This window comes from Xenorhabdus eapokensis (genome assembly GCF_001908105.1).
The window spans coordinates 1-17,090 of record NZ_MKGQ01000011.1 but is presented as its reverse complement, the minus strand read 5'-3'; the positions used below and the strand labels follow the sequence as shown (position 1 = coordinate 17,090).

Annotated in this window: 15 protein-coding genes; 13 read left to right on the top strand and 2 right to left on the bottom strand. The window is 45.7% G+C overall.

From position 1 onward, the window contains the following. The first annotated feature begins 4 nt into the window (after positions 1 to 4). From murD to lpxC, 9 genes are all read left to right on the top strand, one after another. Positions 5 to 1,315 (top strand): UDP-N-acetylmuramoyl-L-alanine--D-glutamate ligase, encoded by a 1,311-nt coding sequence (murD, locus tag Xedl_RS39220; protein ID WP_074023065.1) that lies wholly within the window; start codon positions 5 to 7, stop codon positions 1,313 to 1,315. Next, positions 1,315 to 2,508, top strand: coding sequence for a cell division protein FtsW (ftsW, locus tag Xedl_RS39225; protein ID WP_074023003.1), 1,194 nt, complete (start codon positions 1,315 to 1,317; stop codon positions 2,506 to 2,508). The genes murD and ftsW overlap by 1 nt, the downstream gene beginning before the upstream one ends. Beyond that, entirely contained in the window at positions 2,505 to 3,575 is a 1,071-nt protein-coding gene (gene murG / locus Xedl_RS39230; RefSeq protein ID WP_074023004.1) for an undecaprenyldiphospho-muramoylpentapeptide beta-N-acetylglucosaminyltransferase, read from the top strand. Before ftsW ends, murG begins: the two co-directional genes overlap by 4 nt. Before the next feature lie 51 nt (positions 3,576 to 3,626). After that, positions 3,627 to 5,102 (top strand): UDP-N-acetylmuramate--L-alanine ligase, encoded by a 1,476-nt coding sequence (gene murC, locus Xedl_RS39235; protein ID WP_074023005.1) that lies wholly within the window; start codon positions 3,627 to 3,629, stop codon positions 5,100 to 5,102. After that, positions 5,095 to 6,015, top strand: coding sequence for a D-alanine--D-alanine ligase (locus Xedl_RS39240; protein ID WP_074023006.1), 921 nt, complete (start codon positions 5,095 to 5,097; stop codon positions 6,013 to 6,015). The genes murC and Xedl_RS39240 overlap by 8 nt, the downstream gene beginning before the upstream one ends. A 1-nt stretch (position 6,016) precedes the next feature. Further along, positions 6,017 to 6,832 (top strand): cell division protein FtsQ, encoded by an 816-nt coding sequence (gene ftsQ / locus Xedl_RS39245; protein ID WP_074023007.1) that lies wholly within the window; start codon positions 6,017 to 6,019, stop codon positions 6,830 to 6,832. Positions 6,833 to 6,864: 32 nt separating this feature from the next. Next, entirely contained in the window at positions 6,865 to 8,121 is a 1,257-nt protein-coding gene (gene ftsA / locus Xedl_RS39250) for a cell division protein FtsA (RefSeq protein WP_074023066.1), read from the top strand. A 66-nt stretch (positions 8,122 to 8,187) separates the two neighbouring features. Continuing rightward, entirely contained in the window at positions 8,188 to 9,351 is a 1,164-nt protein-coding gene (ftsZ, locus tag Xedl_RS39255; protein ID WP_074023008.1) for a cell division protein FtsZ, read from the top strand. Between the two features lie 99 nt (positions 9,352 to 9,450). Next, positions 9,451 to 10,368 (top strand): UDP-3-O-acyl-N-acetylglucosamine deacetylase, encoded by a 918-nt coding sequence (lpxC, locus tag Xedl_RS39260; protein WP_074023009.1) that lies wholly within the window; start codon positions 9,451 to 9,453, stop codon positions 10,366 to 10,368. 104 nt (positions 10,369 to 10,472) lie between these two features. Here the strand turns inward: lpxC and Xedl_RS39265 are convergent, their stop codons facing one another. Further along, entirely contained in the window at positions 10,473 to 11,009 is a 537-nt protein-coding gene (locus Xedl_RS39265; RefSeq protein ID WP_074023010.1) for a DUF721 domain-containing protein, read from the bottom strand. Between the two features lie 37 nt (positions 11,010 to 11,046). Between Xedl_RS39265 and secM the strand changes: the two genes are divergently transcribed. Together secM and secA are read left to right on the top strand one after the other, a co-directional pair. Further along, positions 11,047 to 11,598: a secA translation cis-regulator SecM gene (gene secM / locus Xedl_RS39270; protein WP_074023011.1), complete on the top strand. Its 552-nt coding sequence runs from the start codon at positions 11,047 to 11,049 to the stop codon at positions 11,596 to 11,598. Between the two features lie 95 nt (positions 11,599 to 11,693). After that, on the top strand, positions 11,694 to 14,402 hold the full coding sequence (gene secA, locus Xedl_RS39275; RefSeq protein WP_074023012.1) for a preprotein translocase subunit SecA: 2,709 nt from the start codon (positions 11,694 to 11,696) through the stop codon (positions 14,400 to 14,402). 115 nt (positions 14,403 to 14,517) lie between these two features. Here the strand turns inward: secA and Xedl_RS39280 are convergent, their stop codons facing one another. Continuing rightward, positions 14,518 to 16,101: an ATP-binding cassette domain-containing protein gene (locus Xedl_RS39280; RefSeq protein WP_074023013.1), complete on the bottom strand. Its 1,584-nt coding sequence runs from the start codon at positions 16,099 to 16,101 to the stop codon at positions 14,518 to 14,520. Between the two features lie 229 nt (positions 16,102 to 16,330). Here Xedl_RS39280 and mutT point away from each other — a divergent pair, with 229 nt between their 5' ends. Beyond that, the gene (mutT, locus tag Xedl_RS39285) at positions 16,331 to 16,732 is read left to right on the top strand and encodes an 8-oxo-dGTP diphosphatase MutT (protein WP_074023014.1); all 402 of its coding nucleotides are present in this window, start codon (positions 16,331 to 16,333) and stop codon (positions 16,730 to 16,732) included. A 115-nt stretch (positions 16,733 to 16,847) separates the two neighbouring features. Continuing rightward, positions 16,848 to 17,090: transposase (locus tag Xedl_RS39290; RefSeq protein ID WP_143187396.1), on the top strand; the 243-nt coding region annotated here is incomplete at its 3' end.

Below are 17,090 nucleotides of genomic sequence, written 5' to 3'. Positions count from 1 at the left end.
TCTCATGACAGAATATAAGGGTAAAAAAGTCGTCATCGTTGGCTTAGGGCTGACCGGTCTGTCTTGCGTTGACTTTTTCATTACACGTGGCGTGACACCGCGTGTGATGGATACCCGTATAGTGCCACCAGGCAGCGATAAGCTGCCTGATAGTGTCGAATGTCACACCGGCAGCCTGAACAAACAATGGTTGATAGATGCCGATTTAATCGTTGCCAGCCCAGGTCTTGCGCTGGCAACGCCTGAATTGCAAGCGGCGGCTGATGCTGGAGTTGAGATTATCGGTGATATTGAGCTGTTTTGCCGCGAAGCGACGGCGCCAATCGTCGCCATCACGGGTTCAAATGGTAAAAGCACTGTAACCACCCTACTTGGTGAAATGGCGAAAGAAGCAGGGTGGCAGGTTGGTGTGGGGGGCAACATTGGTATCCCTGCACTGGAATTGCTGAAACAGCCTTGTCAACTTTATGTACTAGAACTGTCCAGTTTCCAGCTTGAAACCACTTACAGTCTGAAAGCCGCAGCAGCGACGGTACTGAATGTGACCGAAGACCACATGGTTCGTTATCCCGAAGGGTTGGCACAGTATCGTGCAGCAAAGTTGCGTATTTACCATCAAGCGAAAATTTGTGTGGTTAATGAACAGGATGCTCTGACATTACCAGAAACAGGCAAAGACAGCCGTTGTATCAGTTTTGGTGTGGATAATGGTGATTATCAGCTTGATAGTGAACACCAACAACTGATGGTTAATCAACATCCTGTGTTGGCAACACGTGAAATGCAGTTGGCTGGACAACATAACTATGCCAATGGATTGGCAGCGTTAGCACTGGCGGACGCTATAGGCATTCCTCGTGTGGCCAGCCTTCAGGCGTTACGGACTTATTCCGGGCTGGAACACCGTTTTCAGGTGATCCACATGAGGAACAGAATTCGTTGGGTGAATGATTCTAAGGCAACCAATGTTGGCAGCACCCAAGCGGCACTGAGTGGATTGAAGCTGGAAGGGACACTCTATCTTTTATTGGGAGGAGATGGAAAAGCGGCGGATTTTACCCCACTGAAACCTTATATATCGGGGGAACATGTTCGTCTTTACTGTTTTGGTCGTGACGGGGAACAATTAGCACAATTGCGCCCGGAAATTGCAACACTGACGGAAACAATGGAACAGGCGATGAGAGAAATTGCACCCAAGCTGGTTTCTGGCGACATGGTATTACTGTCACCCGCTTGTGCCAGCTTCGATCAGTTCAACAGCTTTGAACATCGTGGTCATGAATTTGCTCGTTTGGCAGAGGAGTTAGGCTGATGACCATTCCAGGCCTTGGTAAATTTAAAACTTGGTTGGCGGGAAATGTGGAGGCCGATGCCACAGATACCGTTATGTATGATCGTACCCTGGTCTGGATGATATTAGGGTTGGCTGTGATTGGCTTTGTCATGGTAACGTCGGCATCAATGCCTGTTGGTCAACGTCTTGCCCAGGATCCCTTTATCTTTGCACGACGTGATGCCATTTATTTGTCGCTGTGTTTTTTCCTGTCCCTGATTACGCTGCGTATTCCGATGAACTTCTGGCTGCGTTACAGCAATGCCATGTTATTAGTCACAATCATGATGCTGGTTGTGGTGCTGTTTGTGGGGAGTTCAGTTAATGGGGCATCACGTTGGGTAGCGATTGGCCCATTACGCATTCAGCCGGCAGAATTATCGAAACTATCACTCTTTTGTTATCTCTCCAGCTATCTGGTTAGAAAAGTTGAGGAAGTCAGAAACAACTTCTGGGGATTTTTCAAACCGATGGGTGTCATGGTTGCATTGGCAATTTTGTTGTTGGCACAGCCCGATTTGGGGACCGTGGTTGTGTTATTTGTGACGACATTGGCTCTACTGTTTCTGGCAGGCGCGAAATTGTGGCAGTTTCTTGCCATTATTGGCTGCGGAATATTTGCCGTGTGCGTACTGATTGTTGCTGAACCTTATCGTATACGCAGGGTGACCTCTTTCCTGAATCCGTGGGAAGATCCTTTTGGCAGTGGTTATCAGTTAACCCAATCGTTAATGGCATTTGGTCGTGGCGATTTCTTTGGGCAAGGACTGGGAAATTCAGTCCAGAAACTTGAATACCTGCCGGAAGCCCATACTGATTTTATTTTCTCCATTCTGGCCGAAGAATTGGGTTATTTCGGTGTGGTTTTAGTGTTGGCAATGGTATTCTTCGTCGCTTTCCGCGCCATGATGATCGGCCGTCGGGCATTGCAGCTTAATCAACGATTTTCTGGTTTTTTAGCTTGTGCAATCGGCATATGGTTCAGCTTTCAGGCGTTCATTAACGTTGGTGCGGCGGCAGGTATGTTGCCAACGAAGGGATTAACATTACCTTTAGTCAGTTACGGTGGCTCTAGTTTGATCGTGATGTCAACGGCCATCGTCTTGTTATTGCGAATTGATTATGAAGTCCGTCTGGCAAAAGCACAGGCGTTTGTAAGGAGCCCTAAATGAGTGGCAAAAACCGGCGTTTGATGGTGATGGCTGGTGGTACGGGGGGGCATGTGTTCCCAGGACTGGCCGTTGCCCACCATTTAAAAGAGCTGGGGTGGGATATTCGCTGGTTGGGAACTGCGGATCGCATGGAAGCTGATTTAGTTCCGAAACATGGCATTGATATCGAATTTATTCAGATTTCAGGTTTGCGGGGCAAGGGAATTAAAGCGTTACTTGCAGCCCCAATGAGAATTTTTAAGGCTATTCGACAGGCAAAAGCCATTATGCGCCGTTATCAGCCCGATGTTGTGCTGGGAATGGGAGGATATGTCTCTGGGCCAGGTGGGATCGCGGCATGGTTGTGTGGCATTCCGGTAGTATTGCATGAGCAAAATGGCATTGCGGGATTGACTAATCGTTGGTTAGCCAAAATTGCCAAAACAGTTTTACAGGCATTTCCAGGCGCATTCCCTGGCGTGCCGGTTGTTGGTAATCCCGTAAGGGAAGATGTATTGGCACTGCCAGAACCCATGCAGCGTTTGGCTGGGCGTGTAGGAGCTGTTCGGGTGCTAGTCGTTGGCGGTAGTCAAGGCGCCAGGATCCTGAACCAAACTATGCCAGAAGTAGCTGCCCGCTTGGGCGATAAAATCACTTTATGGCATCAGGCAGGCAAGGGCGCCAGAGAAGAGACGCAGAAACAATATGAAAATTCAGTTAAATCTGAATTCAAAGTGACTGAATTTATTGATGATATGGCGCATGCTTATGCATGGGCTGATATTGTCGTATGCCGTTCCGGTGCACTTACGGTGAGTGAAGTTTCCGCCGCAGGCTTACCGGCGATTTTTGTTCCTTTCCAGCATAAAGATCGCCAGCAATATTGGAATGCCTTGCCTCTGGAAAAAGCGGGTGCCGCAAAGATACTCGAACAGCCCGAATTTACAGTTGATGCTGTCGTAGGTCTATTAACTCAGTGGCAACGTCCACAATTGCTGGAAATGGCAGAAAAAGCACGCTCAGTAGCCATTATTAATGCAACTGAGCGTGTAGCAGCAGCATTGATTGATGCTGTAGAGAATCATTAATACCGTTCCAGGTAGAACGGTGATGTAAACATAACGAGTGAAGATTAAAACGTGAATACACAACAGTTGGCGAAATTAAGAGCTTCAGTGCCTGAAATGAGAAAAGTCAGGCATATCCACTTTGTTGGCATCGGTGGTGCTGGCATGGGTGGTATCGCCGAGGTGTTGGCTAATGAAGGTTATCAGATAAGTGGTTCTGATCTGGCACCCAATTCTGTCACACAGCAATTGATTGCACTGGGTGCAACTATTTATTTTAATCACCGTCCAGAAAATGTGCGGGACGCTAGCGTAGTCGTAGCATCCACGGCTATTTCGGCAGAAAACCCCGAAATTGTGGCTGCACGTGAAGCGAGGATACCCGTTATCCGCCGTGCGGAAATGCTGGCAGAACTGATGCGTTATCGCCACGGTATCGCTATTGCGGGAACGCATGGAAAAACCACGACGACGGCAATGATTGCTGGCATTTATGCACAGGCAGGCCTTGATCCTACATTTGTGAATGGTGGGTTGGTCAAAGCGGCAGGTACACATGCTCGATTAGGTAGCAGCCGCTATCTGATTGCAGAAGCAGATGAAAGTGATGCTTCATTCTTGCACTTGCAGCCCATGATGGCGGTTGTCACCAATATTGAAGCCGACCACATGGATACTTACCAAGGGGACTTTGAAAACTTAAAGCAAACATTCGTTAACTTCCTGCATAACCTGCCATTTTATGGGCGTGCGATTATGTGTATTGACGACCCTGTCGTGAAAGAGCTGATTCCCCGCATTGGGCGTTATATCACGACCTATGGTTTCAGTGCGGAAGCAGACGTCCGTATTACCCATTATGAGCAAAAAGGCGCTCAGGGATTTTTCACTATCAGCCGATTGGATTTGCCGGATTTACATGTCGTGTTAAATGCCCCTGGCCGCCACAATGCGCTGAATGCAACTGCCGCGGTTGCAGTGGCAACAGAAGAAGGCATTGATGATACTGCTATTCTGGCTTCTCTGGCCGAGTTTCAGGGAACTGGACGCCGCTTTGATTTTCTGGGGAATTTTCCGCTTAAACATATCAATGGCAAAGAAGGTAGCGTGATGTTGGTCGATGATTATGGCCATCACCCAACAGAAGTTGATGCCACGATTAAAGCGGCACGAGCGGGTTGGGGGGATAAACGCATTGTCATGGTATTCCAGCCACACCGTTATACAAGAACGCGTGATTTATATGATGATTTTGCCAATGTTCTGAGTCAGGTAGATGTTCTATTAATGTTGGATGTGTATGCCGCAGGTGAAACGCCGATCCCAGGCGCGGATAGCCGTTCTTTATGCCGTACTATCCGCAGTCGTGGCAAGTTGGAGCCGATTTTTGTATCAGAACCTGAACAAGTTTCAATCATCCTGTCACAGGTAATAGAAAACAATGACTTAGTTTTGGTACAGGGTGCCGGTAATATCGGTAAAATAGCGCGCAATTTGGCTGAAACAAAATTGCAGCCATCTTTTTATGAGGGAGGACATCATGGTTGATAAAGTTGCTGTTCTGTTGGGCGGAACTTCCGCTGAACGCGAAGTGTCATTGCAATCAGGACATGCGGTTGTGGCAGGGCTGAAAGAAGCGGGCATTAATGCTTATTCAGTTGATACAAAAGACTTTGATGTGACTAAACTCAAAGAGGAAGGATTCAATAAAGTCTTTATCGCACTGCATGGTCGCGGTGGTGAAGATGGTACGTTGCAAGGTTTGCTGGAATTTTTGCAAATTCCTTATACCGGCAGCGGAGTAATGGCATCTGCCTTGTCAATGGACAAATTGCGCACAAAACAACTCTGGCAGGGAGCAAAACTGCCTATTTCACCTTATGTCGTAATTAATTCTCTAAAATTTGAACAAGTTAATGATTTTCAACTCAAAGAGTATGTTCAAGAATTAGGTTTGCCATTAATGATTAAACCGAATCTGGAAGGCTCCAGTGTAGGGATGACCAAGGTGAATGAATATGCTGAATTGCGTGACGCCTTGGAGCTGGCATTTAAATACGATACTGACGTATTGGTTGAAAAATGGCTGTTTGGCCCTGAATATACCGTCGGATTTTTGGGTGATGAGGCGCTTCCTTCTATCCGTATTCAGGCTTCAAACACCTTTTATGATTACGATGCGAAATATATTTCCAACCAAACGCAATATTTTTGTCCAAGCGGCTTGAGTGCGGAAAGAGAGCAAGAGCTATTAGATATCGCCTTAAAAGCATATAAGGCGCTGGGATGTCATGGTTGGGGGCGAGTCGATATCATGGATGATGGGAATGGTAATTTCTATCTATTGGAAGCGAATACTTCCCCTGGCATGACCAGCCATAGCCTTGTGCCAACCGCTGCGCGTCAGGCTGGATTAAGTTTTTCTCAACTCGTAGCGAGAATTTTGGAGCTGGCTGATTAATATGTCGCAGGCAGCCCGAAATAGCCGGGAGCAGGGGGGGGAAGCGCAGGGATCTCGTCCCAGTAATGGTTACTATCTGGCAGGGATTGCCTTCTTCTTGATGGTAGTCAGTACCATCATATGGGGAGGCTGGATGACGCTGGACTGGATGAAAGATCCTAGCAGATTACCGCTCTCAAAGCTGGTACTGACTGGTGAACGCCATTACACCACAAATGATGATGTAAGGCAGGCTATTTTGTTTCTGGGATCTCCCGGAACATTTATGACTCAGGATGTCAACGTCATTCAGGAAAAGATTGAACAACTGCCGTGGATCCGGCAGGTCACTGTTCGGAAACAATGGCCTGATGAACTTAAAATACATCTGGTAGAATACGTGCCTTATGCGCGCTGGAATGATACCCAATTGTTAGATGCTGAAGGTCGGGTATTTAGCTTACCTATAGAGCGCAGTGCAAATGGGCAGTATCCGATGTTGTATGGACCGGAAGGCAAAGAAGAGGACGCATTGAGTGAATACCACACAATGGCAGCTTTTCTTGAAAAACACCAGATGAAACTTAAGGCAGTGATCATGACAGCGCGTAACTCCTGGCAACTGATATTGGATAACGATATCCGTTTAGAGCTAGGAAATCGAGATAAAATGGAACGAATGAAACGTTTTGTTGAACTTTATCCGGTGTTGTTGAGAAACACTGAAAAACGTGTGGCTTATGTTGACTTACGTTATGACAGTGGTGCTGCGGTAGGTTGGGCTCCTTTATTAACTGATACGCCAGTTTTAATGAACGGGCAAGAAAAAAAACAGTGACTGGTAATAATACAGAAACAGGCAGAATAACGATGATCAAATCAACGGACAGAAAATTGGTAGTTGGCCTTGAAATTGGTACAGCAAAGGTGTCTGCCTTGGTTGGTGAAATTCTGCCCGATGGTATGGTCAATATTATCGGCGTAGGAAGTTGCCCATCCCGCGGCATGGACAAAGGCGGTGTCAACGATCTTGAATCGGTTGTCAAGTGCGTACAGCGTGCTATTGATCAGGCTGAACTCATGGCGGATTGCCAGATATCTTCAGTTTATCTGGCACTTTCCGGCAAGCATATCAGTTGCCAAAACGAAATTGGCATGGTGCCGGTTTCGGAAGAAGAAGTCACTCAGGATGATGTGGACAGTGTTGTCCATACCGCTAAGTCAGTTCGTGTTCGTGATGAACACCGTATTTTGCATGTGATCCCACAGGAATACGCGATTGACTATCAGGAAGGGATCAAAAATCCGGTTGGACTCTCTGGCGTGCGTATGCAGGCGAAAGTCCACTTGATTACCTGCCATAACGACATGGCGAAAAACATCGTAAAAGCTGTAGAACGTTGTGGGTTGAAAGTTGATCAACTTATTTTTGCAGGACTGGCAGCAAGTTATGCTGTGTTAACAGAAGATGAACGTGAATTGGGGGTCTGTGTCGTTGACATCGGCGGCGGGACGATGGATATCGCTGTATATACTGGCGGTGCATTGCGCCATACCAAGGTGATTCCTTATGCAGGCAATGTGGTGACCAGTGATATCGCCTATGCGTTTGGTACTCCTCCAAGTGATGCTGAAACCATCAAGGTTCGTCATGGTTGCGCATTGGGTTCGATAGTGAGCAAGGATGAGAGTGTCGAAGTCCCAAGTGTGGGAGGACGCCCTCCTCGTAGCTTGCAGCGTCAAACATTGGCTGAAGTGATCGAACCCCGTTATACCGAGCTGCTGAATTTAGTGAACGATGAAATTTTGCGATTGCAGGAGCAATTGCGGCAGCAGGGAGTAAAACACCACCTGGCGGCAGGGATTGTCCTGACAGGAGGAGGCGCCCAGATTGATGGTCTGGCCGAGTGTGCTCAGCGGGTGTTTCATACCCAGGTTCGCATTGGCCACCCCCTGAACATCACTGGATTGACAGATTATGTGCAGGAGCCTTGCTACTCAACTGCTGTTGGACTTCTGCATTATGGCAAAGAATCCCACCTTGGGGGAGATTCTGATGCCGATAAAAGAACGTCAGTAAGTGGCTGGTTTAAGAAAGTCAGCACCTGGCTGAAAAGAGAATTTTGATTTTTTATACAGAGGCCATAACAATGTTGCCGGCCTCGATATAAAGGCACAAAACGGAGAGAAATTATGTTTGAACCACTGGAATTAACCAACGACGCGGTGATTAAAGTCATCGGCGTCGGCGGCGGCGGCGGTAATGCTGTGGAGCACATGGTGCGTGAGCGTATTGAAGGCGTTGACTTCTTTGCGGTTAACACGGACGCTCAAGCACTGCGTAAGACGGCTGTTGGTCAGACTATCCAGATTGGCAACGGCATTACGAAAGGATTAGGCGCTGGTGCGAACCCTGAGGTTGGTCGTACTGCTGCGGAAGAAGACCGCGAATCACTGCGTACTGCACTGGAAGGCGCAGATATGGTGTTTATTGCCGCTGGTATGGGTGGTGGCACAGGAACGGGAGCCGCACCTGTTGTGGCTGAAATTGCCAAAGAACTTGGCATCTTGACCGTTGCCGTTGTCACTAAGCCATTTAATTTCGAAGGCAAAAAACGTATGGCCTTCGCGGAACAAGGGATCACTGAACTGTCCAAGCATGTGGACTCACTGATCACTATTCCAAATGACAAGTTACTGAAAGTCCTGGGACGAGGCATTTCCCTGTTGGATGCATTCGGTGCAGCCAATGATGTTCTGAAAGGTGCGGTTCAGGGTATTGCTGAACTGATTACTCGCCCAGGTCTGATGAACGTTGACTTCGCTGACGTTCGTACCGTGATGTCGGAAATGGGTTACGCCATGATGGGATCAGGTATTGCACAAGGTGAAGATCGGGCGGAAGAAGCCGCAGAGATGGCTATCTCCAGCCCATTGCTGGAAGATATTGATCTTTCTGGCGCACGTGGCGTTCTGGTCAACATTACAGCGGGCTTCGACCTGCGTTTGGATGAATTTGAAACAGTCGGTAACACAATCCGTGCATTTGCTTCGGATAATGCAACGGTGGTTATCGGTACATCACTGGATCCAGATATGAATGATGAGCTGCGTGTAACCGTTGTAGCAACAGGTATTGGTATGGACAAACGTCCAGAAATCACCCTGGTGACCAATAACAAGGCTCCGCAGACAAACGCGATGGAGCGCCGTTACCAGCAAATCTCTGGTGGAATCTCTTCATTGCCCGATGAGAATAAGACGGTAGCAAAAGTCGTTAATGACCAAAATGCGCATACGAGTAAAGAGCCTGATTATCTGGATATTCCTGCATTTTTGCGTAAGCAGGCTGACTGATTGCTAAAAAATTGGCTTCTCCGCTTTTTGTGTTAAACTATCCTGCCAGTCATACATTATAGTGATTGGCGGGATAAGTAACATTGCGAGATATAAACGATGATCAAACAAAGGACACTAAAACGTATTGTTCAAGCGACCGGCGTCGGTTTGCACACCGGTAAAAAAGTCACGCTGACAATGCGTCCAGCGCCGGCTAATACCGGGGTCATCTATCGTCGTACTGACTTGAATCCTCCGGTTGATTTTCCGGCAGATGCCAAATCTGTGCGTGATACTATGCTCTGTACTTGTCTGGTGAATGAGCATAATGTGCGTATTTCAACAGTTGAGCATTTGAACGCAGCGCTGGCAGGTTTAGGGATCGACAATATTGTTATTGAAGTCAATGCACCAGAGATCCCGATTATGGATGGCAGCGCTAGCCCGTTTATTTTCCTGTTATTGGATGCGGGTATTGAAGAGCTGAATGTAGCGAAGAAATTCGTGCGAATGAAAGAAAGTGTTCGTGTGGAAGACGGTGATAAATGGGCGGAATTAGCGCCATATCATGGTTTCAGTCTGGATTTTACCATCGACTTTAATCATCCGGCGATTGATGCGAGTACACAGCGCTATAGCCTCGATTTCTCTGCGGATTCGTTTGTTCGCCAAATTAGTCGTGCGCGTACATTCGGATTTATGCGCGATATTGAGTACTTACAATCTAAAGGTTTATGCCTCGGTGGCAGCTTTGATTGTGCGATTGTGGTTGATGACTACCGCGTGCTCAATGAAGATGGTTTGCGTTTTGAAGATGAGTTCGTCCGCCATAAAATGTTAGATGCCATCGGCGATCTGTTTATGTGTGGATATAATATCATTGGTGCCTTTACTGCGTTTAAATCAGGTCACGCATTAAACAACAAACTACTGCAAACTGTTTTAGCACAGGAAAGCGCTTGGGAGTTTGTCACATTTGAAGATGAAGCAGAAATGCCATTGGCTTTCCGCGCTCCATCGCTGGTGTTGGCATAATGTCTGACATGTGTATTGATAAAGAATGTTGAGAACATTCCTATGATGCACCAATGGGTTATGCTATCTGTCACGCTTCTTTCGCTGATGTTTTTTATTCAGCGCTAACGCTTCTTCTTGGCTGTACTGGTATCCTCTCCGGCCAGCGCAGCCAACCGTTCCAATTTCCTTTTTAATTTTTCCGGACTGTTTTCAGCCAATATCATTAATGTTTTTGCACTTGCATGAGTGAGCTGGCGCTTTGGTAATTCCTGATTATCATTACTGAATACTTTTGTTGATAATTTTGAGAACCCTTGTTCATTATTATCACACTTAACCATTAATGATGGGTTAATCCTGATGTCGATTGAGGATAAAGATGGTAGAATTTCGCTCCTCAATGTAGACAATAAGACAGGAATTTCATAACGCAGCCGAGTCATCCAACTGGCATTTCCTGCTTCCAGTACCAGAATTTGTTTGCGATAATTGGCAACCCTGCACCACGGGTGCAATTGTGCAGGAAGCAAACTGAGAACGGCTCGGTTGAGTTTCAATAATGCGATTGCATGTTGTTGAATGAGTTGAAGTGGGCTTTTTCCGACAGTTGCCGCGTCTTCAAACAGCTTATCCAGTGATTGTGGGCGGCTATCTCGCATAATAGGGGCAGTTCCAGTATTTATTAATGAAGGATTAATGAGTATTTTAAATCTTTGGCGACAATTTGGTAGGCGTTATTTTTGGTCTCACCTTTTACTGGGCATAGTTGCGACAGGAATTGGTGTTCCTACTGTTTTCGCTGGAGTGGCAGAAGGCTTGCATCATACAAATGCTTCATCTGCCCAAGGCTGCCGCCATCAAACACTTTCCTCTTTTGAGCACCTATTTAAATTACATTTACTTCAATTAAAAAGTGTTCAGCGTCAACCAGCTAATTATTTAAATTACTGGCAGCAACATGCCGTCCGTAATGTGATCCGCCAACTTTCTTTTGCTTTTTCGGTTGTTGAGCCCGTCAAGTACGAAGAAGCAAAAGAAAGTACCCGGATTTCTTCTCCATCTATGCAACGACTTATGCTGGATACGTTGCATGCTATGTTGACACAATCACCTGCCCCATTTGAAATTATCTCAAATGTTGCGATGGCAGATGTGGTGCTTCCTGATACCCATACTCCAGCTCTCTGGGTCGCTAAAATACAGGGAATTAGAGCAGGGCCAACGCTCAATCATCTATTTTTGCTTTAATACTACTGTCTTATTTCAATCTAAGTGTAATAAGACAATTTTTAATAAAATGATTGATTGGCTACAACAATAGCCCTATCTGAGATGTACTAATTATGCTGATTAAATTACTGACAAAGATTTTTGGTAGCCGTAATGATCGTACCTTGCGCCGTTTGCGCAAAGTGGTTGATGAAATCAACTGTATGGAGCCGGACTGTGAAAAACTCTCTGATGAAGAACTGAAAGCGAAAACAGAACAATTTCGTGCCCGTTTAAAAGAGGGTGAATCACTGGATAAAATTTTGCCAGAAGCGTTCGCTACGGTGCGTGAAGCCAGTAAACGTGTATTTGGTATGCGCCACTTTGATGTACAGTTGTTAGGTGGCATGGTCTTGAATGAACGCTGCATAGCAGAGATGCGTACTGGTGAAGGTAAGACATTAACCGCAACATTACCAGCTTATCTGAATGCCCTTAGTGGCAAAGGCGTTCATATTGTGACCGTGAACGATTATCTGGCACAGCGCGATGCTGAAAATAACCGCCCACTGTTTGAATTTCTTGGTTTGAGTGTCGGCATTAACTTACCGGGTATGCCAGCGCCGGCAAAACGTGAAGCTTATGCTGCGGATATCACTTACGGTACTAACAATGAGTTTGGCTTTGACTATTTGCGTGACAATATGGCATTTAGTCCAGAAGAGCGAGTCCAACGCAAATTACACTATGCGTTGGTGGACGAAGTTGACTCGATTCTGATTGACGAAGCTCGTACCCCACTGATTATTTCAGGACCTGCGGAAGACAGCTCTGAGCTTTATATCAAAGTAGATAAGCTGATCCCGAAACTGGTTCGTCAGGAAAAAGAGGATTCAGATACCTTCCAAGGGGAAGGACATTTCTCTGTTGATGAAAAAACCCGTCAAGTCAACCTGACAGAGCGTGGCCTGGTATTAATTGAAGAGTTATTGGTGGATGCCAAATTGATGGATGAAGGCGAATCCTTATATTCACCGACCAATATCATGCTGATGCACCATGTGACAGCCGCTCTGCGCGCTCATGCCCTGTTTACCCGTGATGTTGACTATATCGTTAAAGAAGGCGAGGTCATCATCGTTGATGAACATACCGGTCGTACTATGCAAGGACGTCGTTGGTCTGATGGCTTGCACCAGGCTGTGGAAGCGAAAGAAAGTGTCGAGATTCAGAATGAAAACCAGACGCTGGCTTCAATCACATTCCAGAACTATTTCCGTATATACGAAAAATTGGCAGGGATGACAGGAACCGCCGATACAGAAGCCTTTGAATTCAGATCCATTTATAAACTAGATACCATTGTCATTCCAACTAATCGCCCAATGGTTCGTCAGGATCTCTCGGATCTGGTCTATATGACAGAAGCGGAAAAAATTGAGGCGATCATTGAAGACATCAGAGCGCGGACAAGCAGTGGTCAGCCTGTTTTAGTGGGGACAATCTCAATTGAGAAATCGGAATTGGTGTCTAACGCATTAACGAAAGCGGGCATTGTACATAACGTCTTGAACGCAAAATTCCATGCAATGGAAGCTGACATCATCGCGCAGGCGGGTCAGGCTGGAACCGTGACGATTGCAACCAACATGGCGGGACGTGGTACAGATATCATGTTGGGAGGAAGTTGGCAGGCGGACATCGCTAAATTGGAAGCGCCAACTGAAGCACAAATCGAGAAAATCAAGGCAGAATGGCAAGAGCGCCATGATGCGGTATTGGCCGCAGGTGGCTTACATATTGTCGGTACAGAACGTCATGAATCACGCCGTATTGATAACCAATTACGTGGTCGTGCGGGACGTCAGGGTGATGCGGGTTCTTCACGTTTCTACCTCTCAATGGAAGACTCCTTGATGCGTATTTTTGCTTCCGATCGAGTGACCGGCATGATGCGTAAACTTGGTATGCAGCCAGGGGAAGCCATTGAGCACCCATGGGTGACTAAAGCGATTGCGAATGCTCAGCGTAAAGTTGAGAGCCGTAACTTTGATATCCGTAAGCAGTTGTTGGAATATGATGATGTTGCCAACGATCAGCGCCGGGCAATTTATGCTCAACGTAACGACTTGCTTGATGTGAGTGATGTTAGCGAAACCATCACCAGCATCCGCGAAGATGTCTTTAAGACAACAATTGATGCTTACATTCCACCGCAATCACTGGAAGAAATGTGGGATGTTGAAGGGTTGCAAGAACGTTTAAGCAACGATTTCGATTTGAACCTGCCAGTTAAAGAGTGGTTGGATAAAGAGCCTGAATTGCACGAAGAAACATTACGTGAACGTATTCTTGAGAAGGCGATAGAAGTTTATAAGCAAAAAGAAGAAATTGTCGGTGCAGAAATGATGCGTAACTTTGAAAAAGGCATCATGCTGCAAACCCTGGATACATTGTGGAAAGAGCATCTGGCCGCGATGGATTACCTACGCCAAGGTATTCACTTGCGTGGTTACGCCCAGAAAGATCCAAAACAAGAGTACAAACGCGAATCTTTTGCCATGTTTGCCAATATGCTGGAATCACTGAAATATGAAGTGATCAGTACCTTGAGCAAAGTGCAGGTTAGAATGCCGGAAGAAGTTGAGGCGCTTGAACAGCAGCGTCGTGAGGAAGCTGAGCGTTTGGCAAGACAACAACATTTGAGCCATGAAGTTGAACAAGGCGCGTTGATGTCAAAAGCCGAGGCCCAAGTGGCAACGGGGGAGCGTAAAGTTGGACGCAATGATCCTTGCCCATGTGGTTCTGGTAAAAAATATAAGCATTGCCACGGTCGCTTATAAGTAGATTGAGTTTATAAGCAAAAAAACCGTGCCAGTGGGAAATTACCATTGGCACGGGTTAATTTAACGAAAACCCTTAGATCTTATCTTTTAAGATATAGATTTGAGGGTTTTGTCATAATATGAGTTCCTGCATATTGCCTACATTTTCAATGAATTTATCGTCGTGGGAAATAAGTACCATCGCCCCCGTATAACCATGTAGTGCTTTTTGCAACAGTTCGCGTGATTCAATATCCAGATGGTTATCGGGTTCATCCAATAACAACAGGGCAGGAGCATATGGCCCACAAAACAGGCAAGCCAGCGCGACTTTAAGTTGTTCTCCGCCACTGAGATAACCGACAGGTTTCAAGGCTTCCTCACCGCGAATACGCAATTGTGCCAACCGAGTACGGTAACGATCTTCTGTCCAGCCTGGTGACTGTAATTGAAAGTTATGCAATGCAGATTGGTTTTTATCAAGGAATGAAAAATGTTGATCCATCAGACTGTGTGAAGGAGTGATACGACAGATACCCTGTTTCGGAACCAGTGAACCCGTCATTACCTTTAATAAGGTGGATTTTCCGCTGCCATTTTTACCTGTGATAGCGATCCGATCGCCATTATTGACGGTTAAACTGATGGGAGTGCCGGAGCCGAAGGGCAGAATGACATCCTGAAGATAAAGTAACGGAGAAGTTGCTGTTTGTGGAGTCGCAACAGTGATTGACAGCGGATCGATAATTTCGAGTTTTGCTCTGGCTTCTGTGACTAATGAAGAGCTGCGTTGCAATCGCTCTTCATTCTGTTTTGCTATCCGTGATAATGTTGCTTCTGAGCGTCCTAATGCGTGATCAAGAAGGATTGTAGCCTGATTGGCATTTTCCCGCCGTTGCTTCCCCTGACTTTGCCTTTTGCTAGCCAGCTCATGATCTTTTTGTTTATCACGTAAGGCTTTTTTTAGATTTTTTCTGGTTTGATCCACTTCACGTTGAACACCTAGCCGTAGTTGTTCTTTACTTTCTAACCAGGTTTCCCATCCACCAATACTGCGGGATAACCCTAATCCGTTGAGTTCGTAAATAACCGATACATGCTGTAATAGTTGGGTATCATGGGTAACCAGTAAAATGCCGCCCGCAAAATCACTTAGCCATTGAACCAGCCACAGGCGGCCTTGTCGGTCAAGGTGATTGCTTGGTTCATCCAGAATCATAAAACCTGCGCCTTGACGTTTCAGTGCCAACAACCTGATCCGTGTTTGTTCTCCGCCGCTCAAGGAATTAAAAGGTTGATTTAATATGTTTGGGTTGAGTTCACCTTCTGCCAATAAAGACTCAGTTTGAAATTGCCAATCCCAGTTTCCTTCCATAGCATCAAAATCTGCTTCGTCACCCACTCCCGCCAGAACACGTTCATTGGCTCTCATGATTTTGGTTAATCCCAGCAGATCAGCGGTATGACCGGCAAAAGGTGTTAGGCCTTGTGACAAATAACCCACCTCACAAAAATGTCTTACACTGCCTTCTGTGGGAAGGATCTGCTGTGCCAATATTGATGCCAGCCAGGATTTACCAATACCATTGCGTCCAACTAACGCATGTTGTTCTGCATTTAAAAATATATTGATATCAGAAAACAGAGGTGTTGTTTCACCAGAGAATTGATAGGCGATTTGCCGTGCTTCGATCAATGATTGAACATCATTTAGCATAAACCGTGCTTCCTTAATTCTTAAAATAGTCATTTCAATCTATTTGCCAATTAATTTCTGCCACTGTTTACAGCTTGTTTTCACATGATTTGTTTTTTCCTGAGAGGTAATTGGTAATAAAAAGCGATTACACTTTGCATGAAATACAAATTTGCGGCTTAAACTCATTCTAATGTAATCTGCAAGAGATAGTTAGTTAAGTTGAATAATACACTGTAAGAAAATGATTATGGAAAAAAAACATCTGCATATTGCAGCAGGCATCATTAAAAATAGCAATAATGAAATTTTTATTACTCAGCGTAGGGCTGATTCACATATGGGCGGCTTTTGGGAGTTCCCAGGGGGGAAACTTGAACAGGGAGAAACATCTGAACAAGCATTGATTAGAGAATTAAAGGAAGAAGTTGGGATCACGGTAACGCATTGTGAATTAATTGACACCATCAAACATGATTTTCCTGATAGAAGCATCATTCTTGATTTTTTTCTGGTCGATGAATGGGAAAACGAGCCGTTTGGTAAAGAAGGGCAACCTTCCCGTTGGGTTTTACAATCAGAATTAATTGCTGATGAATTTCCTCCGGCGAATCGTAGTATTGTCAGCTTTCTAACCCAACATGGTTCTTGATAAAGAATTTTTAATAAATTAGGGTAGGGCGTGTTGACGTTTTGTGAGGGGAATTTGAACAGCATGATGATCTGGTATCATTGTCTTCGCGAAAAAACCATTACTCCAGCTCATCATGCCAAGAACAATGTTATCAAAATCTTTATGGAATACGCTAGCTGTATTGATGCAACAACATGGATTCATTTACTACAAAGAAGAACATTACCTAACTTTCGAAGGGATACTTTATCGAATGAGAACGGGATGTCCGTGGCGAGATTTACCCGAGGAATTCGGAAAATGGAATACCCTTTTTAAGCGTTTCAATGCCTGGTCAAAAAAAGGGGTTTTTGAGCTATTATTCAAATTGTTATCT

Excerpts from the sequence above, each read along its gene's own strand:
- murD (WP_074023065.1), top strand. The coding sequence starts at position 5 with ATGACAGAATATAAGGGTAAAAAAGTCGTCATCGTTGGCTTAGGGCTG.
- ftsW (WP_074023003.1), top strand. The coding sequence starts at position 1,315 with ATGACCATTCCAGGCCTTGGTAAATTTAAAACTTGGTTGGCGGGAAAT.
- murG (WP_074023004.1), top strand. The coding sequence starts at position 2,505 with ATGAGTGGCAAAAACCGGCGTTTGATGGTGATGGCTGGTGGTACGGGG.
- Xedl_RS39240 (WP_074023006.1), top strand. The coding sequence starts at position 5,095 with ATGGTTGATAAAGTTGCTGTTCTGTTGGGCGGAACTTCCGCTGAACGC.
- ftsQ (WP_074023007.1), top strand. The coding sequence starts at position 6,017 with ATGTCGCAGGCAGCCCGAAATAGCCGGGAGCAGGGGGGGGAAGCGCAG.
- ftsA (WP_074023066.1), top strand. The coding sequence starts at position 6,865 with ATGATCAAATCAACGGACAGAAAATTGGTAGTTGGCCTTGAAATTGGT.
- ftsZ (WP_074023008.1), top strand. The coding sequence starts at position 8,188 with ATGTTTGAACCACTGGAATTAACCAACGACGCGGTGATTAAAGTCATC.
- lpxC (WP_074023009.1), top strand. The coding sequence starts at position 9,451 with ATGATCAAACAAAGGACACTAAAACGTATTGTTCAAGCGACCGGCGTC.
- Xedl_RS39265 (WP_074023010.1), bottom strand. The coding sequence starts at position 11,009 with ATGCGAGATAGCCGCCCACAATCACTGGATAAGCTGTTTGAAGACGCG.
- secM (WP_074023011.1), top strand. The coding sequence starts at position 11,047 with ATGAGTATTTTAAATCTTTGGCGACAATTTGGTAGGCGTTATTTTTGG.
- secA (WP_074023012.1), top strand. The coding sequence starts at position 11,694 with ATGCTGATTAAATTACTGACAAAGATTTTTGGTAGCCGTAATGATCGT.
- Xedl_RS39280 (WP_074023013.1), bottom strand. The coding sequence starts at position 16,101 with ATGCTAAATGATGTTCAATCATTGATCGAAGCACGGCAAATCGCCTAT.
- mutT (WP_074023014.1), top strand. The coding sequence starts at position 16,331 with ATGGAAAAAAAACATCTGCATATTGCAGCAGGCATCATTAAAAATAGC.